Raw genomic sequence first — 26,239 nt, 5'->3', positions numbered from 1 at the left:
CGGTTCCAAATATTGACTTCTCCCCCGCCTGGCCGCATATCAGGGACAAGCGAAATGGAGTGCTGCCATGTTCATCCAGACCGAATCGACCCCGAATCCGGCCACCCTGAAATTCCTGCCCGGCCAGACGGTTCTGGAAGCCGGCACCGCGGATTTCCCATCGGCCGAAGCGGCCGAGAAATCGCCGCTGGCCGCGCGCATCTTTGCGGTGGACGGCGTGTCCGGCGTGTTCTTCGGCAATGACTTCGTGACCGTCACCAAGACCGACGGTGTCGAGTGGGACCACATCAAACCCGCCATCCTGGGCGCGGTGATGGAGCATTACCAGTCCGGCCAGCCGGTGATGGGCGCGGGTGCCGAAACCGCCTCGGGCCATGCTGAACACAGCGGCGAGGATGCCGAGATCGTCAACCAGATCAAGGAGTTGCTGGACAGCCGCGTGCGCCCCGCCGTGGCGCAGGATGGCGGCGACATCACCTTTCACGGGTTCGATCGCGGTGTCGTCTATCTGCACATGCAGGGGGCCTGCGCCGGTTGCCCGTCGTCCACGCTGACGCTGAAGATGGGGATCGAGAACCTGCTGCGCCATTACATTCCCGAAGTGACCGAGGTGCGCCCGGTTGCGGTCTGACCCTCTGATCCTCGGTTTCGACACATCGGCCGCGCATTGCGCGGCCGCTTTGTTGCGCGGGCAGGGCATCGTCGCGTCCACGGCGGAAACCATGGCGCGCGGTCAGGCCGAACGGCTGATGCCGCTGCTCGAAGAGCTTTTGGCGGGCTGCGGCGTCACCTGGCGCGATCTGGACGCCATCGGCGTGGGTGTCGGCCCCGGCAATTTCACCGGCCTGCGCATTTCGGTTGCGGCGGCGCGCGGATTGGCCCTGGGCCTCGGCGTCCCGGCGGTCGGCGTCACCGGGTTCGAGGCGCTGGCCCTGGATGCGCCTGCCGGCCACCTTCCGGCCATCCCGGCGCCGCGCGATCAGGTCTATGTGCCACGCCCGGATGCGACGCCCGCCCTTTTGCCCCGGCCCGATGCCGAGGCGCTTGGCCCGCTGTTTCTGGCGCCGGATCCGAAAATGCTGGCCGAAAACGTCGCCCGGATCGCGGCGACGCGGTGGCAGGCTGTGACCGAGCCCCCGGCCCCGCTTTATGCCCGTCCGGCCGATGCCGCGCCGTCGCGCGACGTGCCGCCGGTCCTGCTGGACGAATGACGCCCGCGGAGATGGCCGCGGCCCATGCGGCGGCCTTCACCCAATCCCGGCCCTGGAGCGCGGCGGAGTTTGCCGCGCTGCTGGCCAATCCGCACACCCATGTCCTGGGCGACGCCCGGTGTTTCGCGGTGTATCGCGTGATCGCGGACGAGGCTGAACTGCTCACCATCGCCACCCGGCCGGATCGGCAGCGCCAGGGTCTGGCCCGGGCCTGCATGGACCGGTGGCAGGCCGAGGCGGTGCGCCTGGGCGCAAACCGGGCTTTCCTGGACGTGGCCGCCGACAATGCCGCGGCCATTGCGCTCTACCAGGTTTGCGGCTATGCGCCCTGCGGCCTGCGCCGGGGCTACTACCGGCGTGCGGACGGAACGAATGTGGATGCGATGGTGATGGAACGCCGCCTGCCCTGACGGAAGCGCGTCGATTTTCAAACCAGATGGTCAAAAAGCGGTTGACCGCCGCCTTTTCAAGCGGCCTTAATTGCCAGCACCACAGCAGTTCTGCTCGCTTTGTGCGGGGCTTTCGGGAAACCGCCTGCCTCGGAACGACAATAACCAACGGGAGTAAAACATGACCCTGATGAAATCCCTGATGGGTGCCGCAGCCGCCGTCGCCCTGTCCGCCGGTGCGGTGCTCGCCGAACCGGCCCTGATCTTCGATCTGGGCGGCAAGTTCGACAAGTCGTTCAACGAGGCCGCCTTCAACGGCGCGCAGCGTTGGGCCGAGGAAACCGGCGGCAGCTTCCGCGAGATCGAGCTTCAGTCCGAAGCCCAGCGCGAACAGGCCCTGCGCCGCTTCGCCGAAGCGGGCGCGAACCCGGTGATCACCATGGGCTTTGCCATGGCCGATCCGCTGAGCACCGTCGCACCGGACTACCCCGACACCAAGTTCGTCGTGGTGGACGTAACCTGGCTTGATGCGCCGAACGTGCGCCAGGTCGGATTTGCCGAGCACGAAGGTTCGTATCTGGTCGGCATGCTGGCGGCCATGGCCTCGAAATCGGGCACGGTCGGCTTCATCGGCGGGATGGACGTGCCGCTGATCCGCCACTTCGGCTGCGGCTATGCGCAGGGCGCCAAGGCGATCAACCCGGAAATCGAAGTGGTTGCCAACATGACCGGCACCACCCCGGCAGCCTGGAACGACCCGGTCAAGGGGTCGGAACTGACCAAGGCGCAGATCAGCCAGGGGGCTGACGTGATCTATGCCGCCGCGGGCGGCACCGGCGTCGGCGTTCTGCAGACCGCCGCCGACGAGGGCGTTCTGTCGATCGGCGTGGACAGCAACCAGAACCACCTGCATCCCGGCAAGGTTCTGACCTCGATGCTCAAGCGCGTGGACGTGGCAGTGTACGAGGCGATGAAGGCCGGGGCCGACGTGGAAACCGGCGTCTTCGTGCTTGGCCTGGCCGAGGACGGGGTCGGATATGCGCTGGACGAAAACAACGAAACGCTGATCTCGCCCGACATGAAGGCCGCCGTGGACGACGCCCGGCAGAAAATCATCGACGGCGAGCTGGAAGTTGTCAGCTATTACGACAATGACAGCTGCCCGGTTCTGAACTTCTGATGTCGCGCGGGACGGGGACCACCCCGTCCCGCCTGTGATGCGTCGCCCATCGCGCCGATCCAGGTGGCTTTCGCTGCGAAACGACCGGACCGGCGGTTGGGCGGCTCTTTCGGCCATTGAGGACAAGACATGACCGTCCCCGCCATCGAGCTCAAAGGGATTTCCAAGGCCTTTGGGCCGGTCCAAGCAAACAAGGACATTTCCATCCGCGTCGCCCCCGGCACGATCCACGGGATCATCGGTGAGAACGGGGCGGGCAAGTCCACGCTGATGAGCATTCTCTACGGCTTCTACAAGGCCGACACGGGCGAAATCTGGATCAACGGACAAAAGACCGACATTCCCGACAGCCAGGCCGCGATCGCCGCCGGGATCGGCATGGTGTTCCAGCATTTCAAGCTGGTCGAGAACTTCACGGTGCTGGAAAACATCGTCCTCGGCGCCGAGGACGGGGGTCTGCTGGCGCCGTCGCTGGCGAAGGCGCGCAAGGAGCTGAAAGAGCTTGAAGAGGAATACGAACTGTTCGTCGATCCCGACAAGCGCATCGACGAGATCGGCGTGGGCGCGCAGCAGCGGGTCGAGATCCTCAAGGCGCTCTACCGCAAGGCCGAGATTCTGATCCTGGACGAACCCACGGGCGTGCTGACGCCCGCCGAGGCGGATCAGCTGTTCCGCATCCTGCACCGGCTGCGGGAAGAGGGAAAGACGATCATCCTGATCACCCACAAGCTGCGCGAGATCATGGAGGCGACCGACACCGTGTCGGTCATGCGGCGCGGCGAGATGACGGCCACGGTCAAGACCGCGGACACCAACCCGGAGCAGCTGGCCGAGCTGATGGTGGGCCGCAAGGTTCTGCTGCGGGTGGACAAGGCCCCGGCCAGGCCCGGCGACCCGGTGCTCGAGATCGAGAACCTGCGGGTGACGGACGAAGCCGGGGTCGAGCGGGTCAAGGGCATCGACCTGACGGTGCGCGCGGGCGAGATCGTGGGCATTGCCGGTGTCGCGGGCAACGGCCAGTCCGAACTGCTGGAGGTTCTGGGCGGGATGCGCCCGGCAACCGGCAGCATCCGGCTGAACGGTCAGCCGCTGGCGTTGAGCGGCCACGACGCCGACGGGCAGGCGCGGCGGGCCCGGCACATCGCCCATGTGCCCGAAGACCGGCAGCGCGAAGGTCTGATCATGGAGTTTCACGCCTGGGAAAACGTGGCCTTCGGCTATCACCGCGACCCGGCCTATCAGCGCGGGCTGTTCATGGACAACGCCGCCCTGCGCGCCGACACCGAGCGCAAGATCGAAAAGTTCGACGTCCGGCCCGCCGATGGCTGGCTGGCGGCCAAGAATTTCTCGGGCGGCAACCAGCAGAAGATCGTCGTGGCGCGCGAGATCGAGCGCAATCCCGATCTGCTGCTGGTAGGCCAGCCGACCCGCGGCGTCGATATCGGCGCGATCGAGTTCATCCACAAGCAGATCGTCGCGCTGCGCGATCAGGGCAAGGCGATCCTGCTGGTCTCGGTCGAACTGGAGGAGATCTTTTCGCTTTCCGACCGGATCGCGGTGATGTTCGACGGCCATATCATGGGCGAACGCCTGCCGCATGAGACCGATGAAAAGGAACTGGGCCTGCTGATGGCCGGCGTTTCGGGGGAGGCCGCATAATATGGAAAAGATGCCCAAATGGGCCGATGTGGTCCTGATTCCGCTGATCAGCCTGATCCTGGCGGCGCTGCTGTCGGCGCTGGTGATCCTCGGTATCGGCGAAGACCCGATCGCCGCGGTTCAGCTGATGATTTCCGGCGCGCTGGGGTCCACCTATGGCTGGGGCTATACGCTCTATTACGCCACCAATTTCATCTTCACTGGCCTGGCCGTCGCGGTGGCCTTTCACGCCCGCCTCTTCAACATCGGCGGCGAGGGCCAGGCGATGCTGGGCGGGCTGGGCGTGGCGATGGTTTGCCTGTACGTACCCTGGCCGCACTGGACCGTCGCGCTGCTGGCGGCCTGCGCGGGGGCGATGCTGTTCGGGGCGGCCTGGGCAGCGATCCCGGCCTATCTGCAGGCCAAGCGCGGCAGCCATATCGTGATCACCACGATCATGTTCAACTTCATCGCGGCGGCCTTCCTGAACTACATGCTGGTGAACGTGATGCGGCCCGAAGGGTCGATGGACCCGGCGACCGAACGGTTCCCCGAGGCGGTGCATCTGCCGACCCTGCACGAGTTGCTGGCTCCCATCGGGATCAACTTTTCCAAGGCCGCGCCCGCGAACATTTCGCTGATCGTGGCGATCATCGCCTGCATCGTGGTCTGGGCGCTGATCTGGCGCACGCGGCTGGGATACGAGATCCGGGCCTACGGGCATTCCGAGACCGGCGCGCTGTATGCCGGCATCTCGCCGGTGCGGATCACCATCGTCGCCATGCTGATCTCGGGCGCGCTGGCGGGGCTGATGGCGATCAACAACGTCATGGGCGAGGCCGAGCGGCTGGTGCTCAACTCGACCGAAGGCGCGGGATTCATCGGCATCGCCGTGGCGCTGATGGGCCGGTCGCACCCCTTCGGCGTGTTCCTTGCCGCCATCCTGTTCGGGTTCCTCTATCAGGGCGGCGCGGAACTGGCGCTGTGGACGTCGATCCCGCGTGAACTGATCGTGGTGATCCAGGCGCTGGTGATCCTGTTCACCGGGGCGCTCGACAACATGGTGCGGATGCCGCTCGAAAAGCTGTTCCTCGGCTTCCGGAAAGGATCGGCCTGATGGATTTCCTGACGATCATCCAGATCCTGGATTCGACGATCCGCCTGTCCACGCCGCTGCTGCTGGCCTGTCTCGCGGGGCTCTATTCCGAGCGCGCGGGCATCTTCGACATCGGGCTGGAAGGCAAGATGCTGATGTCGGCGTTTTTCTCGGCCGCGGTGGCGGCGCTCACCGGGTCGGTCTGGCTCGGGCTGCTGGCGGGCATCGCCTCGTCGCTGGTGCTGGCCGGGCTGCACGGGCTGGCCTCGATCACCTTCCGGGGCAATCAGCTGATCTCGGGCGTGGCGGTCAACTTTCTGGCGGCCGGCATGACCGTGCTGGTGGCGCAGGACTGGTTCCAGCAAGGCGGGCGCACGCCGTCCCTGTTCGCGGGCGGCCGGTTCGGCCCCATCGAGTTTCCCTTTGCCGACACCCTTGGAAACGTGCCGGTGATCGGCCCGATCTATGCCGAGCTTCTGTCGGGTCACTCGATCCTGGTCTATGTCGCCTTTCTGATGGTCCCGGCCACCTGGTGGATCCTGTTCCGCACGCGCTTTGGCCTGCGCCTGCGCGCCGTGGGCGAGAACCCGGCGGCCGTCGATACGGCGGGCGTTTCGGTGGTGGGGCTGCGCTATGCGGCGGTGGCGATCTGCGGCGTGCTGTGCGGCATCGCCGGCGCCTATCTGGCCACTGCCCTGCAGGCCGGGTTCGTCAAGGACATGACCGCGGGGCGCGGCTTCATCGCGCTGGCGGCGCTGATCTTTGCCAAGTGGCGGCCCTGGCACGCGATGTGGGCCTGTCTGCTGTTCGGCCTGCTGCAGGCGGTCGCGCTGCGGTTCCAGAACATCGATCTGGGCGGCATCGTCATTCCGGTGCAGGTCATGGACGCCCTGCCCTACATCCTGACGGTGGTGATTCTCGCGGGTTTCGTGGGCAAGGCCATCCCGCCGCGCGCCGGTGGCGAACCCTACGTCAAGGAACGCTGATAAGACCAGATCGGGACCGAAGATCGGTCCTGTTCGCTGCGCGGCGGCATGGACAGTTGATTTTGCATTCCGCAGCGGTTCTAAGAGGGTATGCAGATATACCTTCCCATCGCCGAAGTGTCCGTGAACGCCTTTCTCCTTCTGGGGTTGGGCGGTCTGGTCGGCGTTCTGTCGGGCATGTTCGGCGTGGGCGGCGGGTTTCTGATGACCCCGCTTCTGTTCTTCATCGGCATCCCTCCGGCGGTCGCCGTGGCGACCGAGGCGAACCAGATCGTCGCCTCGTCCTTTTCCGGGGTTCTGGCGCATTTCCGGCGGCGAACGGTGGATTTCAAGATGGGCACCGTGTTGCTGACCGGCGGCCTGATCGGCGCCGCGCTTGGCGTGGTGCTGTTCAACTATCTCAAAAGCCTCGGTCAGGTCGATCTGCTGGTCAAGCTCTGCTATGTCGTCTTTCTCGGCGTGATCGGCGGGCTGATGTTCGTCGAAAGCCTCAACGCCCTGCGCAAGTCGCGCAAGGCAGGCGGCAGCCCGGCGCCCAAGCGCCGCCAGCGCGGCTGGATTCACGCGATGCCGTTCAAGATGCGGTTCCGCACCTCGGGCCTCTATATCTCGGTGATCCCGCCTCTGGTCGTCGGCCTGTTCGTCGGCGTGCTGGCCGCCATCATGGGGGTGGGCGGCGGGTTCATCATGGTGCCGGCAATGATCTATCTGCTGGGGATGCCGACCAAGGTCGTGGTCGGAACCTCGCTGTTCCAGATCATCTTCGTCACCGGCTTCACCACCATGCTGCACGCGACGACCAACTATACCGTCGATGTGGTGCTGGCGGTGCTGCTGCTGGTCGGCGGCGTGGTCGGGGCGCAGTTCGGTACGATGATCGGCGCGCGCATGAAGGCCGAACAGTTGCGCATCCTGCTGGCGCTGATGGTTCTGGTTGTCTGCGGCAAGCTGGCGCTGGACCTTCTGCTGCAACCGGCCGAGCTGTTCTCGCTCGGCGACAGCGGGGGGCATTGATCATGCTGCGCCTCGTTGCGGCCCTGTTGCTGGTTGCCTCTCCGCTCGGCGCCGCCGAGGAAACCGTGGTGCTGGGGCTGAGCCAGGACCGGGTGGCGATCACCGCCGATTTCACCGGATCGGAGATCCTGATCTTCGGCGCGGTCAAGCGCGAAACCCCGATCCCGACCGGAGATCCGCTGCAGGTCATCGTCGCGGTCTCGGGGCCGTCCGAGCCGGTGATGGTGCGGCGCAAGGAGCGCCGGTTCGGAATCTGGGTGAACACCGACAGCGTGCTGGTGGATTCCGCCCCCAGCTTCTATGCGGTCGCGACCAGCGCGCCCTTCGACGACATCATCACCGATACCGAGGATCTGCGGCACCGCATCTCGATCGAACGCGCCATCCGCTCGGTCGGAGCCGCCATGCATATCCGCGGCGCGCAGGCCTTTGCCGATGCCGTGGTGCGCATCCGCGAGAATGCGGGGCTTTACTCCATCCGGGAAAACACCGTGGCAGTGGACGAACAGACCCTGTTCCGGACCTCGATCGCGATGCCGGCGGATCTGACCGAGGGCGTCTACGTTGCCCGCATCTTTCTGACCCGCGGCGGCCAGGTCATCTCGGATCTGGATACCACCATCGACGTGCGCAAGGTCGGGCTGGAGCGCATTCTCTATTCGATGTCGCGCGAGCAGCCGTTCCTGTACGGGCTGATGTCGCTGGCTATCGCGATTGCCGCCGGTTGGGGCGCATCGACCGCGTTCCGCATGCTGCGCAACACCTAGCCGCGGCCGATATAGGGCATGGTGGTCGCCATCACCGTCATGAACTGCACGTTTGCCTCGGGCGGCAGGCTCGCCATGTGCAGGACCGAGCGCGCCGCATCCTCGACCGCCATGGTCGGGTCTGGCGCGTCCCCCTTGGCAAGCTGGGTCTCGACGAGGCCTTGAACCATCGGCGTGCGGGCGTTGCCGATGTCGATCTGGCCGCAGGCGATGCCGAACGCCCGCCCGTCCAGCGACAGGCTGCGGGTCAGCCCGGTGATGGCGTGCTTGGTCGCCGTGTAATGCACCGATTTCGGGCGCGGGACATGGGCGGCGATCGAGCCGTTGTTGATGATCCGGCCGCCCTGCGGAGACTGCGCGCGCATGGCGGCAAAGGCTTCGCGCGCGCACAGGAACATTCCGTTCAGGTTCACGCTGACGGTCTGATACCAGTCCTCGAGCGCGATCTCGTCGATGGTGCCGCCCGGCGCGAAGATGCCCGCGTTGTTGAACAGGACATCCAGCCGCCCGGCCTGATCCAGAAACGCCCGAAAACAGGCGCGGACCGAGTCCGGCTCGGTGACGTCGCCAATCAGCGGGATCGCATGGGGCCGATCCCTGGCCATGTCCCGGAGCAGTTCGCCCCGGCGCGCCAGCAGCCCCACGCGCCAACCCTGGTCCAGAAACAGTTCGGCGGTGGCCCGGCCGATGCCCGAGCTGGCGCCGGTCACGATGATCGTCTTCATGTCTCCTCGGCCTCCAACGTGAGTTCCGGCGCCGCCGCACGGCGCAGGTCGTCCACCCGCAGGTCATGGGTGGGTTTCGACAGCCGGTTGCGCACGACCCAGATCAGCCGCTCCTGCGCGCGGGTGATCGCCACATAGGCCAGCCGCTTCCACAGGGGTTGTCCCGCCTCGCTGCGGCCCATCCGGGCGGCGGCGTAGATGTCGGGCGCAAAGACCTGCACCGTGTCCCATTGCGACCCCTGCGCCTTGTGGATCGTCACCGCCGCGCCGTGCAGAAAGGTCGCGCCCATCCGCGCCGCAAACGGAATGAACGGTTCGTCCTCGTCGGGCTTTTCGATCTTGACGATCGAGGCGGCGCTGACCTGTGGATCCTCGGCCCCCATGACGTGCAGGCGCGAAAAGCCCGGCTTGCGGCCCGGCCCCAGATAGATCACCTGTGCGCCCTTGATCAGCCCCCGCGCTTCGAGGTCCAGCCGCTTCTTGCGGTGCTTGAGTGGCAGTTCGATGCCGTCGCAGATCAGCGGCTCGCCTTCCAGCAGCGCGGTCTCGGGCGCGCCGTGCACGTGACGGAAGGCGTGGATCAGCCGGATGCGAGTCGCGTTGCGCCAGACCAGGACCGGGCTGCGCGCCATCAGATCGACCTCGACCCGCTGGCCCCAGACCACCCGGTCGTCGCGGCGGGCGGTCTGTTCGACCATGCGTTCGAACTCTTCGAAGCCCAGTTGCGGATCGGCCAGGGCATGCGCGAGATCGAGGATCGGGTTGTCGGCATCCTGCCGGTGGATGCGGCTCAGCGTCAGCTTGCGCGGCTCGGGCAAGGCGTCGAACACCATCGAACCGGACTGGTTGACCGGCGCCAGCTGGGCCGGGTCTCCGAACAGCAGGAGCGTCGGGAAGATCTCTTTCAGATCCTCGAACTGCCGGTCGTCCAGCATCGACGCCTCGTCCACGAAGCCGATATCCAGCGGCTCGTCGCGGCGCTTCCAGCCGGTGATGAAGTCCGATCCGCGCAGTCCGGCGGCCGCGAGGGCGCCGGGGATGGACTTGTTGCGCTCGTAGAACGCCGCGGCGCGGTCCAGCGCCTCGTCGGTCAGCCCCTCGATCTCGGGGCGCTCGCCGGTGCCGGCCAGCCATTCGGCAATGCGTTCGTATTCCGGGTCGTAGACGGGGGTGTAGAGAATGCGGTGGATGGTCGTCGCCGGAACGCCCCGCAGGCGCAGCACGCTGGCCGCCTTGTTGGTGGGGGCGAGGATCGCCAGGCTCCGCCTGTCGCGCGCCTTGCGGCTTTCGTAGTCGCCCGACACGACATGGACGCCCGCGGCCGCCAGCGCCCTGTGCAATTCGGCCAGCAACAGGGTCTTGCCCGATCCCGCCTTTCCGATAACCGCGATCACGCCGGACGCGCCGTCGCCCGGAGACTTGAGCAGAGCCTCGTCGTCCAGATCGACGCCTGCCGTCCGCAGCATCTCGGCAATGCGGTCGAAGGCGGCGGCCTGATCGTCGGAAAAGGTGACTTGCGGCAGGGACATGGCGCGACCCTACAGGGCCGCGCCGCCGGTCGCCAGATGCCCCTTCACCTTTTCGTCCGCCTCACGCGCTGCGCGCGAAGCGGGGACGCGCGGCCTTGCCGAACGCGGCATTGAACCACATCCGCGACAGTTCGCGCGGGATGCCCGCCCGTTCCGCCACCCGCGCGCAATCCGCCGGGGAATAGGGCCACAGCCCGACCGAGATCTGGTCACGGCCCGTGCCCTGCGACCCGAGGATCTCGGGCGACGACCCGATCAGGCGGTAGATGCGCACCATGCGGGCATCGAACACGCCGGCGATATGGGTCAGCCCGAACCCCTCCATCACCTCGCCCCCGCTCAGCATGATCGCCCCGGCGATTCGGGGGCTTGCATTGCGGGACAGGCAGAACCGGGTGACTTCCCAGATCAGGGGGCTGCGGATCGGCGCGCCGCCGGTCAGATGCCCGAATACCTCGTTGATCATCACCGGCCCGGTGGTCGGCAGGATGCGCATGGAACCGCCATGGCTGCCATCCTCTTCCTGCCAGATCACGTAGAGCGGGTTCAGATCGTCGTACTTGTCCCGTTCCTCCCCCTTGGCATTGACCTGCACATCCCAGCCCAGCCGGGTCTTGAACTGGTCGGCCCGGTCCCGGAACATCCCGTCGGCAAGTTTCGGGTATTTGTGCAATTCGTCCGCATAGACATAGCGCAGCATGGTGTGGTCCCCTCGTCGTCCAAACTGGAACAAAGGGGGTACGGAGCGATGGTTAATTTCCGGTCAGCGGGCCGTTCGGGCGTTAAACCACGATTAATCCGCGGCTCATCGCGGTGGCGATGGCGTGGGTGGTGTTGAGCGCGCCGAGCTTGAACCGCGCGCTTTCGATATAGACCCGGAGCGTATGTTCCGAGATCGACAGCGAATGCGCGACCTGCGCCCGGCTGTAGCCGAGCGCAAGCAGCGTCATCGCATCTATTTCCCGTGGCGAGAGGGTCCGGCTCACCTCGGGCTGGCGTCCGGATTCAAACTCCAGCGCCTTGCGGTTGAAGAAATGCGCAATCAGGATCAGGTCGCGCCCGTAGGTCTGGGTGAAACCGGCCCAGGTTTCGTCGTCGCAGGCGTGATTGGCGGTGAACAGGGCGAATTGCCCGTTCGGGCCGCGAATCGGGATCGAATAGCCCTGATTGCCCACCCCGTGCTGGAGGGCGTCCTTGAGGAACGCCTTTGCGGCCCTGCCGGACCAGTCCAGCTTTTTCCAGTCCACGGGATGGAAACGCTGAAAACACCCCAGAATGACCGGGTCGATGCGGTGATAGTTGCGGTCGAGATAGCGTTCCGCCCAGGCATCGGGATAGGTGGTGCACCCGTATTGGTCGCCCGCGCTGTCAACCCAGTGATAGATTATGTGATCGATGCCCAGAATGTCCCTGAGCGAGATGGCAACCCTTTCGAGATCCTCAAGCGTGCTGCTGTCTTCCAATGCCTCGAGGATATGGTTCAAATCGACCTTCGTTCCCATTCGCGGGCGTCTTCGCCTCTTCGTTCTTGGACGCGATCTCGGCCGCGGCGATCAGCCTGGCATCGTCAAGCTGTTCGGCCAGCGTCCTCAGCCCATTCGCCGAGGCGAAGGTTTTAAGGTCCGAGAGAACGTCCAGTATCCACTCGTTATGTGGCATCAGCCTCTCTCCGAAACGGTTAACGAAGGGTTAATACAACCATAGCATGTGGCCATTTGTTGAGAATACTCGCCGGTTTCCACTCCCCAAAAACAGCGAGGCCGCCGGCGCTAAGCGATTGAAACCGCTCAGGGTGGATTCTCGGACGCAAAGACCCGCGAACCACCGTCGTGATTCGCGGGTCTTGCCTTGTGCGTTGAAATCCGCCCGGCTCAGCCGCGCGCTTCCAGAACCTCTTCGAGCGTGCGCAGGCCCGTGCGCGGGGACTGCACCAGAACCGACATGTTGCCCGGCTTGTGCTCGTTGCGCATCATCTTCATGTGCGCCTCGGGCAGGTCGGACCACGAGAACACTTCGGACATGCACGGATCCAGGCGACGCTCGATCATCAGCTGGTTGGCGGCCGACGCCTGTTTGAGATGCGCAAAGTGCGAGCCCTGCAGACGTTTCTGGTGCATCCACATGTAACGCACGTCGAAGGTCAGGTTGTACCCGGTGGTCCCGGCGCAGATCACCACCATGCCGCCCTTCTTGACCACGAAGGTCGAGACCGGGAACGTGCTTTCGCCCGGATGTTCGAACACCATGTCGACATTCACGCCCTTGCCGGTGATGTCCCAGATCGCCTTGCCGAACTTGCGGGCTTCCTTGAACCACTCGGCATATTCCGGCGTGTTGACCGTGGGCAACTGACCCCAACAGTTGAAGTCCTTGCGGTTGATGACGCCCTTGGCGCCCAGACCCATGACGAAATCGCGCTTGCTTTCGTCCGAGATCACGCCGATGGCGTTGGCGCCCGCCGTGTTGATCAACTGGATCGCATAGGATCCCAGACCGCCCGACGCGCCCCAGACCAGGACGTTCTGGCCCGGCTTCAGGTCATGCGGTTCATGCCCGAACAGCATCCGATAGGCAGTGGCCAGCGTCAGCGTGTAGCAGGCGCTTTCTTCCCAGGTCAGGTGCTTGGGGCGCGGCATCAGCTGTTGCGCCTGCACGTTGGTGAACTGGGCAAACGAGCCGTCCGGCGTCTCGTAACCCCAGATGCGCTGGCTGGGCGAATACATCGGATCGCCGCCATTGCAGTGCTCGTCGTCGCCATCATCCTGGTTGCAGTGGATCACGACCTCATCGCCGACTTTCCAGCGCTTCACCTTGTCGCCCACGGCCCAGACGATGCCCGAGGCATCGGACCCGGCGATGTGATACGGGGCCTTGTGCCCGTCGAAGGGGCTGATCGGTTTGCCCAGCGACGCCCAGACGCCGTTGTAGTTGACGCCCGCCGCCATCACCAGGACCAGCACCTCGTGGCTGTCCAACTGCGGGACATCGACGACTTCCTGCTGCATCGCGGTGTCGGGTTCGCCATGGCGTTCCTTGCGGATCGCCCAAGCGTACATCTGCTTGGGCACATAGCCCATCGGCGGGATTTCCCCCATCTCGTAGAGGTCTTTTTCGGGCGCTTCGTAAGACGCTATGCCGCTGTCCGTATCCAAAGCCATGCTGGCCTCCTTCGTTCAAAGCTCTTGCCGCAATGCAGAATCGCGGATCTCATCGGATGAGATATTCGCCGCCGAGCAACAATGCAATAGATTTTCGACCGGTTTTTGAAATTTTATAACCCAGCGAGTGCAGAAATCTACTTTGCTGCCGCAGCATCCCGTCCCCCCCCTCCGAAAAGATGTGCAACCGAGCGGGCATAGAACTCGGCCAGATCGCGCCGGTCGACCGATGGCACCAGCACGCCGTTCTGGCGCAGCAGGATGCGCCGTTCGACCAGTTGGCGCACCGCGAATGCGATGGCCTCGCCTTCGTCCCGCGCCGTCATGCCCCGCGCCGCCATAACGTCGGCGACGGCCGCCGTCAGTTCCGCCTCGGGCATGCCGCCGTTCTTCAGCAACAGCCAGCAGGCCAGGGGTCCGGGGACAAGCGGCACCGCCCGGCCGATACGGGCCATCAGCTCGCGCGCCAGATCCGTCGTCATGTCCTTCGACCCATCCGCGCCGAAGGCCCGCAGCGACAGGGGCAGGCCATAGCGCACCGAGGCCAGGCCGAACCGCTGGTACTTGCCGATCACCCGCCGCCAGATCTGCCGCAGAAACCACCGAGATACCACGCCGATCCGCGCCTCGAACCGCCGGCCGTTGGCCTTGGCGGCCGAGGTGAGGATCGTATCCTCCAGCACCCGGTCATAGTTCAGGGCGACCGGCACGAACACCACGTCCTTGTCGCCCTGCTCCACGCTGTCGATGATGTATTTCAGCAGACCCAGCTTTGGCCGCCCCAATCCCCCGGTCAGGCTGAGCCCGCCCTCGGGAAACATGGCCTGGGTCACGCCGGCTTCAGTCGCGTGGCGCACATACGAGGCCAGAACCTGCCGATAGAGATCGCTGCCGGACTTGCGGCGGATGAAATAGGCGCCCATCGCGCGGATCAGGCGGCTGAGCGGCCAGACCCGCGCCCATTCGCCGACCGCATAGGACAGGGCGGACTGTTCGGCCGCCAGATAGGTGACGAGCACATAGTCCATGTTGCTGCGGTGGTTCATGACAAAGACGACCGTCGCGTCCGGGTCGATCTCGGCGATGGCCTTCTGGTCCTCGTAGCTCAGCCGCACATCGTAGAACGCGTTGCTCAGCAGCCGCGCGGCCCGGATGGCAAAGCTGAAATAGGTGAAGGCGGAAAAGGACGGCACGATTTCCCGCGCGTACCTGCGCGCGGTTTCAAAGGCCACGGCCTCGGGCATGCCGGTTTCCCTGGCGTGCTGCTGCACCGCGCGGCCCACCTGCGGGTCATAGATCAGTTGCTGGATCATGTCGTGACGGCGGGCCAGCTTGAACGGCTGGATCGGGCGCTGCAGCTTCATGTTGAGCCGCGCCACCGCCCGTTCGAGCCGTCGTCGAAAGAACCAACGCACCGAGGGAAACAGGAAATGCGAGGCAAAGGTGACCGCCGCGAACAGCAGGATCAGCACGAATAACCAAAGCGGGAGTTCCACCGTTCGCGTCATTGCTGCACCCTGCCACCAATCGCGCCACGTCACAATCGCAAGAAAACCCGCGATGCCGCAACGCAGCGAATTGACATATCCCGAAAATTGCGATTTAGAACGCTATTGTGAAATATTATTGCCCACCTAGTGCGAGGCCATGTCATGACGCAGACGCAGAAAGATCGCCCCTGGCTCATCCGGACCTATGCCGGACATTCGACCGCCAAAGCCTCGAACGAGCTGTATCGCAGCAATCTGGCCAAGGGTCAGACGGGCCTTTCCGTGGCCTTCGACCTGCCGACCCAGACCGGCTATGACAGCGACCACACGCTGGCGCGCGGCGAAGTCGGCAAGGTGGGCGTGCCGATCTGCCATCTGGGCGACATGCGGGTGCTGTTCGACCAGATCCCGCTGGAACAGATGAACACGTCGATGACGATCAACGCCACCGCCCCTTGGTTGCTGGCGCTCTACATCGCGGTGGCCGAGGAACAGGGCGCCGACGTGTCCAGGCTGCAGGGCACGGTGCAGAACGACCTGATCAAGGAATACCTGAGCCGCGGCACCTATGTCTGCCCGCCCAAGCCTTCGCTGAAAATGATCGCCGACGTGGCCGAGTACTGCTACTCGAACGTGCCGAAATGGAACCCGATGAACGTGTGTTCCTACCACCTGCAAGAGGCCGGCGCGACGCCCGAGCAGGAGCTGGCCTATGCGCTGGCCACCGCCATCGCCGTGCTGGACGAGCTTCGCCCCCGCGTCCCGGCCGAGGACTTTCCGGCGCTCTGCGGGCGCATCTCGTTTTTCGTGAATGCGGGCATCCGCTTTGTCACCGAAATGTGCAAGATGCGGGCCTTTGTCGATCTTTGGGACGAAATCCTGCAACAACGCTATGGGGTCGATAACCCCAAGTTCCGCCGATTCCGTTATGGCGTTCAGGTCAACTCGCTGGGTCTGACCGAGCAGCAGCCGGAAAACAACGTCTACCGCATCCTGATCGAGATGCTGGCCGTGACCCTGTCAAAAAAGGCGCGCGCCCGGGCGGTGCAACTGCCGGCCTGGAACGAGGCCTTGGGCCTGCCGCGCCCGTGGGATCAGCAATGGTCGATGCGGATGCAGCAGATCCTGGCCTATGAGACCGACCTGCTGGAACACGACGACCTGTTCGACGGCAACCCGGTGGTGGACGCGAAGGTCGAGGAACTGAAGCAGGGCGCCCGGGCCGAGCTGGCCAATCTGGACTCGATGGGCGGAGCGGTCGCGGCGATCGACTACATGAAGTCGCGGCTGGTGGACTCCAATGCCGAACGCCTCAACCGGATCGAGCGCAACGAAACCATCGTGGTCGGCGTGAACAAATGGACCGAAGGCGAAGCTTCGCCCCTGCAGACCGGCGATGGCGGCATCATGGTCGTCGATCCGGCGGTCGAGCAGGAACAGATCGCCCGCCTGAACGACTGGCGCGCGCAGCGCGACGATGCGGCCGTGGCGGCGGCTTTGGCCGGGCTGCGGGAGGCGGCCCAGTCCGGCGCCAACATCATGGAGGCTTCCATTGCCGCGGCCAAGGCCGGGGTGACCACCGGCGAATGGGCCGAGGAAATGCGCAAGGCCTATGGCACCTATCGCGGTCCGACCGGCGTGTCCGGCTCGGTATCGAACAAGACCGAAGGTCTGGACGATCTGCGCGCCGCGGTGGACGCGGTCAGCGACCGGCTGGGTCGCCGCCTGAAGTTCCTGGTCGGCAAGCCGGGGCTCGACGGCCATTCCAACGGAGCCGAACAGATCGCCTTCCGCGCCCGCGATTGCGGCATGGACATCACCTATGACGGCATCCGCCTGACGCCCGAGGAAATCGTCGCCTCGGCGCTCGAGGAACAGGCGCATGTGATCGGGCTGTCGATCCTGTCGGGCAGCCACATTCCGCTGGTCGAGGAGGTCATGCAGCGCCTGCGCGCCGCCGGCCTGGGTCACATCCCCGTCGTCGTCGGCGGAATCATTCCGGACGAAGACGCGGAGAAACTGAAATCCTTCGGGGTCGCGAAAGTCTATACGCCAAAGAATTTCGAATTGAACGCCATAATAGGCGATTTGGTCGCTCTTGTGGAAACGCGCGAAATTGCGGCGGAATAGATTTCTTTTCCCCGCAAATTTTGCTGGCCGGAAAAAAAGAAACTCCGTATGTACGTGGGGCACCACTCACCACGATGATCGGCCTGCGCCGAAACGGAGACCTTATGGCAATCGACCTGAAAAAGATGTCGCGCAAGGAATTGACGGAATTGCGCGACAAAATCGAAATTGCCCTGAAAGAAGCCGAGCAGAAGGAACGCCGGGAAGCATTGGAAGCGGCGGAACGGGCGGCCGCGCAATACGGTTTTTCCTTGTCCGAACTGTCGGGCGAAACCCGGCGCGGCGGCAAAGGCGCCAAGGCCAGGGCCAAATACCGCAACCCGGCCAATCCCGAACAAACCTGGACCGGACGCGGCCGCAAACCGCAATGGATCCACGATGCGCTCAAGGCCGGCGCCGACATCTCCGACCTGGAAATCTGACCGGGGCGACGGCACGGGATGACAATTCACATCGGCGCAAGCAAGGGCGACTATGCGGAAACCGTACTGCTGCCCGGCGATCCCTATCGGGCCAAATGGGCGGCAGAGACCTTTCTGACCGACATCCGGCAGGTCAACGATGTTCGCGGCATGCTGGGCTTTACCGGCTTCTGGAACGGCAACAGGGTCAGCATTCAGGGAAGCGGAATGGGCATGCCCTCGCTTTCCATCTACGTCAACGAGCTGATCCGGGACTTCGGGGTGAATACCTTGATCCGCATCGGCTCCTGCGGCGCGATGCAGGACAGCGTGAAACTGCGCGATATCATCCTGGCGATGACATCGACCACACTCAGCACGCCATCCCGTGGCATCCTGCGGGAACTCAACTTCGCCCCCTGCGCCGACTGGAGCCTGCTGCAATCGGCGGCGCGCGCCGCGGAGGCCAAAGGTTCGCCGACGCATGTCGGCGGGATCTATTCGTCGGATGTCTTCTATGACGAACGCCCCGACCTCAACGAGCAGATGGTGCGCCACGGCATCCTCGGGGTCGAGATGGAGGCAGCCGAGCTCTACATCCTTGCGGCCCGCCACAAATGCCGTGCCCTGGCGATACTGACCGTGTCCGACCACCTGCTGACCGGTGCCGCTTTGACCCCGCAGGACCGAGAAAAAAGCTTTGGCGACATGGTCGAGATCGCCCTGCACACCGCGTTTCCGGATACGGCCGGATAATCCATTCCATTCGAGCGCCTTCGGCGCGCATTATCAATTTTCTGTTGAGGGACGCTGTCCCTCAAACTCCCTGGGGTATTTGAAACCAGAAAGAAGCAGGAAAGCGAAACCCCGGCTTCTTTCTGGTCCGAAATACCCCGGGGTGAATTGCCCGAAGGGCAAGAGGGGCAGCGCCCCTATTTTCTGCCATGGCTGCGATCGTAGCCGTTCGGCTCGGGACGTTTCCAGCCTTCCAGCGCACGGCCTTTCGGTGCAAATACTTCTACCAATAGAGGAAAACAGGCGGCCACGTCCGACGAATGCTCGGAGGAGCAGTCGCCGCCCGGGCATGCGCTGAGATTGCCCAGAAGATCGATCTCGGCGAAGAATTCGAGGAAGTCTCCCGGGCGCACCGGCGAAGCTTTCATGAAATACTGCCCGGTATCGCGCGTGAAGCCCGTACACATGAAGACGTTGAGCACGTCATGCACGTACGATTCGGCCTCGGCCGTTGGCATTTCAAGCCGGTCCGCCAGCGCACGGGTCAGGTTCGAATGGCAACACTGGTGGTACTGCGTCCCGGCCAGCAGGTTGACGGTATAGGGATCGCACCGGGTGCCGATCACGTCATGCACGGACCCGCCGAACGGGTCGATGCCATACCAGTCCAGCGTGTCCTCGACGATGGTTGCCATTGGCCGCAGATGGGGAAAGCTGGACCACAGGCGGTCGCCGGTCGTGACGTGGGTTCCGTGCAAGGCGCGCGTCTTGCCCGAGTAGAACCGTTCTGACAGATCGTTCAGGTTCCACAGGTTCAGATCGCCCACCTGCGGGCCTTCGACCGAGGTGATGCGAAAGAAATGCCCGGCCGGCACCTCGAAACACCGCGCGTCGCGCGGCGGGACCAGAACCTCACCGGTCTTGGTGACGGTCTGCCGCGCCGCGCCCAGCAACGCCAGATCGGGCTTGGGCAGCGTATCCGTGGGATAGCAGATAACCGGGGCGGCCGCGCGGCGCGCGGCGGCATCTTGGGGCGGATGTCTGGTGGTCATGGTCGGTCTCTGTGGCATCTGCGCGCAGATTGGCACCGATTGCCCGGCAGGGAAAGAGGCCGGCGTTCGCGCACCGGTCACAACCCGGTTCTCAGGTCTGCGACCGCAGGCAACGCCGCGGCGCGTCGGCTCCCTCCCTACGCGCACCGCAATAGGCGCAGGTCCAGCAGCCCTCGGCCTTGTGCTGGCGCCAGCGGCATTCGCGGGTCCGCGATCCGGTCCGGGCGCGCCAGGCGAAATAGGCAAAGACACCGATTGCGAGGATCAGGATCAGGGCGGGCATAGCCGAGGATGTGCCGGCGCCACCGTCGAGTGCAAGCGTTTCCGGTGTTCCACACCCGAGGGTCCGATCGTGGAACACCGGTCATCGGGGGCCGAGTCGCTAGGCTGCGTTCGCGTAGTCGAACAGCCCGGGTTCGCGCCCGGCGGCGGAAGGCTTGGGTTCCGGCAAGTAGTAGGCCCAAGCCTGTTCAAGCAGTTTCAGGGCCTCGGCGGCCGAGATTTTCTGTTTCCTGTCAGCGGATTGCATGAGCGTCACCCGATTCTGGCGTTCGATCCCTCCCTGCCAGGAAGCTAGAACCGGACGCGCCGGATTTCACCCGATCCTTTTGCAATCTGGACATGCGCCCCGTGCATGAGACTGGCGACCCGACAAAAAAACCCGGGTCGGTTGCGACCCGGGTGGCATGTGCGGTCTGCAGGCGTCAAACCGTGCGTTCGACCATCATCTTCTTGATCTCGGCAATGGCCTTGGCCGGGTTCAGACCCTTGGGACAGGTCTTGGTGCAGTTCATGATCGTGTGGCAGCGATAGAGCTTGAACGGATCCTCAAGCTGGTCCAGACGCTCGCCGGTGGCCTCGTCGCGGCTGTCGATGATCCAGCGATAGGCATGCAGCAGCGCGGCGGGGCCCAGATACCGGTCGCCGTTCCACCAGTAGCTGGGGCAGGCGGTGGAACAGCTGGCGCACATCACGCATTCATACAATCCGTCCAGCTTCTTGCGGTCCTCGATCGACTGCTTCCATTCCGTGGCCGGTCGGTTGGTCTTGGTTTCCAGCCAGGGCATGATGCTCGCATGCTGGGCATAGAAATGGGTCAGGTCCGGGATCAGATCCTTGACCACCGGCATGTGCGGCAGCGGATAGATCTTCACGTCGCCCTTGATCTCGTCCATGCCGTAGATGCAGGCCAGCGTGTTGATCCCGTCGATGTTCATCGCGCAGGATCCGCAGATGCCTTCGCGGCAGGACCGGCGGAAGGTCAGGGTCGGGTCGATCTCGTTCTTGATCTTGATCAGCGCGTCCAGAACCATCGGGCCGCAGGTGTCCATGTCGACGAAATAGGTGTCCACGCGCGGGTTCTGCCCGTCTTCCGGGTTCCAGCGGTAGATCTGGAATTTGCGGATGTTGGTCGCGCCGTCGGGTTTGGGCCAGGTCTTGCCCGTGGTGATGCGCGAATTCTTCGGGAGGGTCAGTTGGACCATGGGTTCCTCTCCTTAGAAGGTCCGCGCCTTGGGCGCGATCTTTGCAAGGCTGATGCCGCCCTGCTCTTCGGTTGTCAGCGGGTCGGTGATCACCGGGCGGTAGCTGAGTTCGACCTTGTTGCCATCGACGCGGGCCACGGTATGCACCCGCCAGTTGTCGTCGTCGCGCTCGGGGAAATCCTCGTGCGCGTGGGCGCCGCGGGATTCCTTGCGCGCCTCGGCCCCCACGATGGTGGCCAGGGCGTTCGGCATCAGGTTGGTCAGTTCCAGGGTTTCCATCAGGTCGCTGTTCCAGACCAGCGAGCGGTCCGAGACCTTCAGATCGTCCATCTTGGCCGCGATCGCGGTCATTTTCCCGACGCCCTGGGCCAGCGTTTCGGCGGTGCGGAAAACGGCGGCGTCGTCCTGCATGGTCTTCTGCATCTCAAGCCGAAGATCGGCGGTCGGCACCGATCCGCTGGCATTGCGCAGCGCATCGAACCGGTCCAGCGCCTTGTCCACCGATGCCTTGTTCAGCTCGGGGTTCGGCGCCGCGGGGTCCACGACCTTGCCCGCGCGGATCGCGGCGGCGCGGCCGAACACCACCAGGTCGATCAGCGAGTTCGAGCCCAGACGGTTGGCCCCGTGTACCGAGGCACAGCCGGCCTCGCCCACGGCCATCAGGCCCGGCACCACGGCGTTGGGGTTGTCGGCGGTGGGGTTGAGCACCTCGCCCCAATAGTTGGTCGGGATGCCGCCCATGTTGTAGTGAACGGTCGGCAGAACCGGGATCGGTTCCTTGGTCACGTCCACGCCCGCAAAGACCCGCGCCGATTCCGAGATGCCCGGCAGACGCTCGGCCAGGGCTTCGGGTGGCAGATGGCTGAGGTTCAGGTGGATATGATCGCCTTCTTCACCATGGCCGCGCCCTTCGCGGATCTCCATGGTCATCGAACGCGAGACGTAATCGCGCGGGGCCAGATCCTTGTACTGGGGCGCGTAGCGCTCCATGAACCGCTCGCCTTCCGAGTTGGTCAGGTATCCGCCCTCGCCGCGCGCGCCTTCGGTGATCAGGCAGCCCGAGCCGTAGATGCCGGTCGGGTGGAACTGCACGAATTCCATGTCCTGCAGCGGCAGACCCGCGCGGGCCACCATCCCGCCGCCATCGCCGGTGCAGGTATGGGCCGAGGTCGCGCTGAAATAGGCGCGGCCATAGCCGCCCGTGGCCAGCACCACCATCTTGGCGTTGAAGACATGCATGGTGCCGTCGTCCAGCTTCCAGCAGACGACGCCCTGGCACTGCCCGTCCTCGGACATGATCAGGTCGATCGCGAAATACTCGATGTAGAATTCCGCGTTGTTCTTCAGCGACTGGCCATAGAGCGTGTGCAGGATCGCGTGACCCGTCCGGTCGGCGGCGGCGCAGGTGCGTTGTACCGCCGGGCCTTCACCAAACTCGGTCGTGTGGCCGCCGAAGGGGCGCTGATAGATCTTGCCTTCCTCGGTGCGGCTGAAGGGCACGCCGTAATGTTCAAGCTCGTACACAGCCTTGGGCGCCTCGCGCGCCAGGTATTCCATCGCGTCTGTGTCGCCCAGCCAGTCCGAACCCTTGACGGTGTCATACATGTGCCACTGCCAGTGGTCGGGGCCCATGTTCGACAGCGATGCGGCGATGCCGCCCTGTGCCGCCACGGTGTGCGAACGGGTCGGGAAAACCTTGGTCACGCAGGCCGTGCGCAGGCCCTGTTCGGCCATGCCCAGCGTCGCCCGCAGACCGGCGCCGCCGGCGCCGACAACGACCACGTCATAGTCATGGGTTTCATATTCGTAAGCAGCCATGTTCGATCAGCTCCGGTCGTTAGAGGGCAATGCGCGCGATGGCGAAAACGCCGGTCGCGGCTGCGGCATAGGAAAGGCAGATGACGCCGATGATCAGAACCTTCTGCATCGTTCCGTGCACGTAATCCTCGATCATCACCTGGGCGCCGTCGGCGAAATGCTTGAAACCGACAAGCAGCGTCAGCGCGGTCACGATGGCCGGGAACGGACGGGAAAAGTACTCCAGCACCGCATCGTGCGGCTCTCCGAGCATCGGACCGAAGGTGAACACGAACAGCGGCACGAGGATCAGCAGCGCCACCGAACTGACCTTCATGGCCCAGAAATGCGCGGTTCCCGTTTTGGCCGAGCCCAGGCCAACGGCGCGTTTGCGGTCGGTGAGATAACGCATCATGGGCCTCCGTTATGCGACGATCAGCAGGGTGATGAGGGTCAGGACGAACGAGCCGATCACCACGGCCCAGCCCAGTTTTTCCGCAACCGGAAGGTCAAGGCCCATGGCGTTGTCCCAGATCAGATGACGGATGCCGGCCAGCATGTGATACCACAGGCCCCACAGCGACAGCGCCATCACCAGATCGCCCAGCAGCGAGGTGATCCACCAGTCGGCGCGGGCGAAGGCCTCGGGCGAGGTCGCGGCAGCCAGAAACCACCACACGATCAGCAGGGCCGCCACGATCAGCGCGTTGCCGGTGATGCGGGTCAGGATCGAGGTGACGGACGTCAGCTGCGGACGATAGATCGTCAGATGCGGTGAAAGCGGGCGATTGCCCCGATTGACATCGGCCATGGTGGCTCCTTTCCGGTTGGCTGGGGAAGTTTTTACCGCATTTTCCAACTCTGTCACGCGCTGCAGGTGCAAAAAAGACGGAAAAACTGTGCAAAGCGTCAGAAAAATCAGGTTTGTGATCACAGCGCGGAACTGCGTGATCACAGGGGCTTCGCGCGCAACCCCTTGTGAGCGTTATCAAACGACCTGGCTTGTGATCACGAATCTGAACCGTCATTTGCGCGATGCGGTCTGCCGCGTCACTTCGCGCAGCAATTTTCTGCGAATGCGCTCGGGGTAGTCGCGAAACCCGGCCGCCGACACCACGAACGCCCCCTCGCCCACGATCACGTTCTCAAAGAAATACGCGGTCAGGTCCGGTTCGCTCTCCTCGATGGCGATGGCATTGACCGTTATGCCAAGTTCGCGCAAGGCGCCGTGAAGCCTGTTCGGTTCTATCCCCTCGTTGGACACCCCGTCGCCGGAAATGTCGATCAGCAGACGGGCGCAGTGCGACACTTCGGCGAATCTCGCCATCGTCGCTTCCAGCGCCTCGCCGATGGCCGTGGAAAAGTTACGCCAGACGCGGGTATCCTTGGCCACCGAATGCGCGAAGGCGTCGAGCGCCTCGAAACTGTCGATGGTGGTCCAGGGGATGGTGACCTGCTGGCGGGATGCGCCGGTCCATTGGATCAGCATCAGTTTCGACTGTCCGCGCACCAGGGCTTCGGAAACCAGCGGGTCGCGCAGGCCGGCGGCGAGGCCGTCCATCTGGATGCGGAATTCGTTGGAGTCCACCGATCCCGAGACATCGACGGCCAGCGCCAATGCCAGATCGCAGGCCGCGGCGGGCGGCGCCAGAACGACACTGAAGGCAAGACAGCGCAAGAGGTTCATGACGCAAGAGTAGCACCAAAAATACCTCCGGCAATCAAATGACTGTCAGGCCGCCGGGGCGCGCGGATCCGTCCCCTGGGTCACTTGGGCATCAAGGCCCAATAGTCCAGATCCAGCAGCACTTCGGGCCGGTATTTGCCGTCTTCCGTCCTTAATTTGAAGGGCTCTGAGCCCTTGGTCGCGACAAGGCGCAGGCGGATGGCGCCGATGCCGGGCGCGGCGGTGTCGGCCTTGTCCAGAACCTCGCTCCACGCCTTGATCGTGTCGCCGGCGAAGCAGGGGTTGGCGTGGGCGCCGCCGTTGAGACCGACGATCATCTGCGCGTTGGCGAGGCCGTTGAAGGAGAGGGCGCGGGCCATCGAGATGACGTGGCCGCCATAGATCAGGCGGCCGTCGGGGCGGAAGGTGAGGTCGAAATGCACCTTGGCGGTGTTCTGCCAGAGGCGGGTGGCGAGCATGTGCTCGGCCTCTTCCACGGTCACGCCATCGACGTGATCGATCGTTTCTCCCGTTTCGTACGCATCCCAGCGGTGCGACTCTCCGGATTGTACAAAATCGTAGCGCGAGAAATCGAGGCCCTCGGGCACCACCAGATCCTGCGGGTCCACCGCCGGTTTCAGATCGGGCACCACGGTCTCGGGCGCGGGCGCGTCGAGGTCCGATTTGCGCACCATCACCCAGCGGACGTATTCGATCACCACCTCGTCGCGCTGGTTCAGGCCGCGGGTGCGGACCCAGACGACGCCGGTCCTGCCATTGGAGTTCTGCTTCACCCCGATCACTTCGGATTCCGAGCGCAGCGTGTCGCCGGGATAGACCGGTCGCAGCCAGCGCCCTTCGGCATAGCCGAGATTGGCCACGGCATTCAGCGAGATGTCCGGCACGGTCTTGCCGAAGACCACGTGGAACGCGGCCAGATCGTCGATCGGGCTTTGCGGCAGGCCGCAATTGCGCGCGAATTCGTCCGAGGAATAGAGCGCGTGGCGGGCGGGATAGAGCGCGTGATAGAGCGCGCGTTCGCCCACGGTCACTGTGCGCGGCACCGCATGGTGCAGGATCTGGCCCACCGAATAGTCTTCGAAGAACCGGCCCGGATTGGTTTTCGCCATCATTGCTGTCCCAGTTTCATGTCGGGTGAATATGGCGCCTCGACCTCCTTGGTCACGGCCTGGGCGCAGCGCATCACCCCGTTGGCGGCGTCAAAGGCATAGGCCGGAGAGCCGTGCAGTTCCCACCCCTTGGCCAGCGCCTCGGACACCTTGTGGCAGAAGGCCGACGTGTCCTCCTCGGTCAGGAGGCGGTAGAGTGTGGACATGGTGCGGTTCCTTACGTCGGGAAGGGGGACGGGCCGACCAGCCCGTGGATATAGCCGATGATGCCGAACAGAACGATGGAGACGGCAAAGAACATCGCGTCCTTGCCCAGCGTGCCCGGCTCGCCCGGTGTCCAGTCGGGTTCGGCGCGGTTGATGACGACCATTTCCACCAGCGCCCAGACCAGCAGGCCCGCAAACAGGATGATCGAGGCCAGATCGCCGTTCACCAGCAGGTGCGCGAAGGCCCACAGCGCAAAGCCGGTCAGTTGCGGGTGGCGCATCCGGTTGAGAAGCAGGCCCTTGGTTCCGGCGGGGCTGAGCATCCAGATGGCGATCAGCACCAGCAGGTTGTTGACGTGGATCAGGAAATAGGGCGGCGCCCAGACAAAGACGCTGTCGGTCATGCGATAGCCGAAGATCATCAGCAGGATCGACACGGCCAGCGCGCCCGCGAC

The 26,239-nt window shown here is 64.4% G+C and carries 29 protein-coding genes; 12 read left to right on the top strand and 17 right to left on the bottom strand.

The genetic code is table 11. The annotated features are described in order from the left end of the window. Positions 1–67: 67 nt before the first annotated feature. The 9 genes from AC2FNJ_RS11050 (at position 68) to AC2FNJ_RS11010 (ending at position 8,281) form a co-directional block, all read left to right on the top strand. Complete coding sequence (locus AC2FNJ_RS11050) at positions 68–631, top strand: NifU family protein (RefSeq protein ID WP_496764289.1); 564 nt, start codon at positions 68–70, stop codon at positions 629–631. Beyond that, on the top strand, positions 621–1,211 hold the full coding sequence (gene tsaB, locus AC2FNJ_RS11045; RefSeq protein ID WP_496764288.1) for a tRNA (adenosine(37)-N6)-threonylcarbamoyltransferase complex dimerization subunit type 1 TsaB: 591 nt from the start codon (positions 621–623) through the stop codon (positions 1,209–1,211). Before AC2FNJ_RS11050 ends, tsaB begins: the two co-directional genes overlap by 11 nt. Next, positions 1,208–1,621, top strand: coding sequence for a GNAT family N-acetyltransferase (locus AC2FNJ_RS11040; protein ID WP_496764287.1), 414 nt, complete (start codon positions 1,208–1,210; stop codon positions 1,619–1,621). Before tsaB ends, AC2FNJ_RS11040 begins: the two co-directional genes overlap by 4 nt. 160 nt (positions 1,622–1,781) lie before the next feature. After that, a complete protein-coding gene (locus tag AC2FNJ_RS11035) occupies positions 1,782–2,780 on the top strand; it encodes a BMP family lipoprotein (RefSeq protein ID WP_496764286.1) in 999 nt (332 codons plus the stop codon). Positions 2,781–2,909: 129 nt separating this feature from the next. Next, positions 2,910–4,439: an ABC transporter ATP-binding protein gene (locus tag AC2FNJ_RS11030; protein ID WP_496764285.1), complete on the top strand. Its 1,530-nt coding sequence runs from the start codon at positions 2,910–2,912 to the stop codon at positions 4,437–4,439. Position 4,440: 1 nt separating this feature from the next. Further along, positions 4,441–5,535, top strand: a complete 1,095-nt coding sequence (locus AC2FNJ_RS11025) for an ABC transporter permease (RefSeq protein ID WP_496764284.1) — start codon at positions 4,441–4,443, stop codon at positions 5,533–5,535. Beyond that, positions 5,535–6,500, top strand: a complete 966-nt coding sequence (locus tag AC2FNJ_RS11020) for an ABC transporter permease (protein ID WP_496764283.1) — start codon at positions 5,535–5,537, stop codon at positions 6,498–6,500. Before AC2FNJ_RS11025 ends, AC2FNJ_RS11020 begins: the two co-directional genes overlap by 1 nt. Positions 6,501–6,590: 90 nt before the next feature. Further along, entirely contained in the window at positions 6,591–7,514 is a 924-nt protein-coding gene (locus tag AC2FNJ_RS11015; protein ID WP_496764282.1) for a sulfite exporter TauE/SafE family protein, read from the top strand. Positions 7,515–7,516: 2 nt separating this feature from the next. Further along, a complete protein-coding gene (locus tag AC2FNJ_RS11010) occupies positions 7,517–8,281 on the top strand; it encodes a TIGR02186 family protein (RefSeq protein ID WP_496764281.1) in 765 nt (254 codons plus the stop codon). On the opposite strand, the gene AC2FNJ_RS11005 is transcribed toward AC2FNJ_RS11010, so the two are convergent. The 6 genes from AC2FNJ_RS11005 to AC2FNJ_RS10980 form a co-directional block, all read right to left on the bottom strand. Then, a complete protein-coding gene (locus AC2FNJ_RS11005) occupies positions 8,278–9,006 on the bottom strand; it encodes an SDR family oxidoreductase (protein WP_496764280.1) in 729 nt (242 codons plus the stop codon). The genes AC2FNJ_RS11010 and AC2FNJ_RS11005 overlap by 4 nt on opposite strands. Then, positions 9,003–10,535: an ATP-dependent DNA helicase gene (locus tag AC2FNJ_RS11000; RefSeq protein ID WP_496764279.1), complete on the bottom strand. Its 1,533-nt coding sequence runs from the start codon at positions 10,533–10,535 to the stop codon at positions 9,003–9,005. The genes AC2FNJ_RS11005 and AC2FNJ_RS11000 overlap by 4 nt, the downstream gene beginning before the upstream one ends. A gap of 61 nt (positions 10,536–10,596) precedes the next feature. Further along, entirely contained in the window at positions 10,597–11,235 is a 639-nt protein-coding gene (locus AC2FNJ_RS10995; RefSeq protein WP_496764278.1) for an acyl-homoserine-lactone synthase, read from the bottom strand. 82 nt (positions 11,236–11,317) lie between these two features. Next, entirely contained in the window at positions 11,318–12,037 is a 720-nt protein-coding gene (locus AC2FNJ_RS10990) for a helix-turn-helix transcriptional regulator (RefSeq protein WP_496764277.1), read from the bottom strand. Positions 12,038–12,406: 369 nt separating this feature from the next. Continuing rightward, positions 12,407–13,693, bottom strand: coding sequence for a crotonyl-CoA carboxylase/reductase (gene ccrA / locus AC2FNJ_RS10985; protein WP_496764276.1), 1,287 nt, complete (start codon positions 13,691–13,693; stop codon positions 12,407–12,409). A gap of 137 nt (positions 13,694–13,830) precedes the next feature. After that, a complete protein-coding gene (locus AC2FNJ_RS10980; RefSeq protein WP_496764275.1) occupies positions 13,831–15,201 on the bottom strand; it encodes a 1-acyl-sn-glycerol-3-phosphate acyltransferase in 1,371 nt (456 codons plus the stop codon). Between the two features lie 129 nt (positions 15,202–15,330). On the opposite strand from AC2FNJ_RS10980, the gene AC2FNJ_RS10975 reads away from it, so the two are divergent. From AC2FNJ_RS10975 to deoD, 3 genes are all read left to right on the top strand, one after another. Continuing rightward, entirely contained in the window at positions 15,331–17,313 is a 1,983-nt protein-coding gene (locus AC2FNJ_RS10975; RefSeq protein ID WP_496764274.1) for a protein meaA, read from the top strand. Positions 17,314–17,417: 104 nt separating this feature from the next. Further along, on the top strand, positions 17,418–17,735 hold the full coding sequence (locus AC2FNJ_RS10970; RefSeq protein ID WP_496764273.1) for an H-NS histone family protein: 318 nt from the start codon (positions 17,418–17,420) through the stop codon (positions 17,733–17,735). A gap of 18 nt (positions 17,736–17,753) precedes the next feature. Continuing rightward, positions 17,754–18,470: a purine-nucleoside phosphorylase gene (deoD, locus tag AC2FNJ_RS10965; protein WP_496764272.1), complete on the top strand. Its 717-nt coding sequence runs from the start codon at positions 17,754–17,756 to the stop codon at positions 18,468–18,470. Positions 18,471–18,646: 176 nt separating this feature from the next. Here deoD and AC2FNJ_RS10960 read toward each other — a convergent pair whose 3' ends face one another. The 11 genes from AC2FNJ_RS10960 to AC2FNJ_RS10910 all read right to left on the bottom strand — a co-directional run. Next, a complete protein-coding gene (locus AC2FNJ_RS10960; RefSeq protein WP_496764271.1) occupies positions 18,647–19,501 on the bottom strand; it encodes an urea carboxylase-associated family protein in 855 nt (284 codons plus the stop codon). Positions 19,502–19,592: 91 nt separating this feature from the next. Continuing rightward, on the bottom strand, positions 19,593–19,784 hold the full coding sequence (locus tag AC2FNJ_RS10955) for a hypothetical protein (RefSeq protein ID WP_496764270.1): 192 nt from the start codon (positions 19,782–19,784) through the stop codon (positions 19,593–19,595). A 99-nt stretch (positions 19,785–19,883) separates the two neighbouring features. Beyond that, positions 19,884–20,030, bottom strand: coding sequence for a hypothetical protein (locus AC2FNJ_RS10950; protein WP_496764269.1), 147 nt, complete (start codon positions 20,028–20,030; stop codon positions 19,884–19,886). Between the two features lie 175 nt (positions 20,031–20,205). After that, positions 20,206–20,985, bottom strand: coding sequence for a succinate dehydrogenase iron-sulfur subunit (locus AC2FNJ_RS10945; protein WP_496764268.1), 780 nt, complete (start codon positions 20,983–20,985; stop codon positions 20,206–20,208). A 12-nt stretch (positions 20,986–20,997) separates the two neighbouring features. Beyond that, on the bottom strand, positions 20,998–22,803 hold the full coding sequence (gene sdhA / locus AC2FNJ_RS10940; RefSeq protein WP_496764267.1) for a succinate dehydrogenase flavoprotein subunit: 1,806 nt from the start codon (positions 22,801–22,803) through the stop codon (positions 20,998–21,000). A 19-nt stretch (positions 22,804–22,822) separates the two neighbouring features. Further along, positions 22,823–23,194, bottom strand: a complete 372-nt coding sequence (gene sdhD, locus AC2FNJ_RS10935; RefSeq protein ID WP_496764266.1) for a succinate dehydrogenase, hydrophobic membrane anchor protein — start codon at positions 23,192–23,194, stop codon at positions 22,823–22,825. Positions 23,195–23,206: 12 nt separating this feature from the next. Next, entirely contained in the window at positions 23,207–23,593 is a 387-nt protein-coding gene (gene sdhC, locus AC2FNJ_RS10930) for a succinate dehydrogenase, cytochrome b556 subunit (protein ID WP_496764265.1), read from the bottom strand. Positions 23,594–23,806: 213 nt separating this feature from the next. Then, on the bottom strand, positions 23,807–24,469 hold the full coding sequence (locus tag AC2FNJ_RS10925) for a DUF1194 domain-containing protein (RefSeq protein WP_496764264.1): 663 nt from the start codon (positions 24,467–24,469) through the stop codon (positions 23,807–23,809). Positions 24,470–24,549: 80 nt separating this feature from the next. After that, entirely contained in the window at positions 24,550–25,578 is a 1,029-nt protein-coding gene (locus AC2FNJ_RS10920; protein ID WP_496764263.1) for a MaoC family dehydratase, read from the bottom strand. Continuing rightward, complete coding sequence (locus tag AC2FNJ_RS10915) at positions 25,578–25,784, bottom strand: DUF1737 domain-containing protein (RefSeq protein ID WP_496764262.1); 207 nt, start codon at positions 25,782–25,784, stop codon at positions 25,578–25,580. The genes AC2FNJ_RS10920 and AC2FNJ_RS10915 overlap by 1 nt, the downstream gene beginning before the upstream one ends. 11 nt (positions 25,785–25,795) lie before the next feature. After that, on the bottom strand, positions 25,796–26,239 hold a 444-nt coding region (locus tag AC2FNJ_RS10910; protein ID WP_496764261.1), incomplete at its 5' end, for an NnrU family protein.

The sequence above is a fragment of the Ruegeria sp. BHSB196 genome (assembly GCF_059613135.1).
This window is presented reverse-complemented; position numbering and strand designations above follow the sequence as displayed.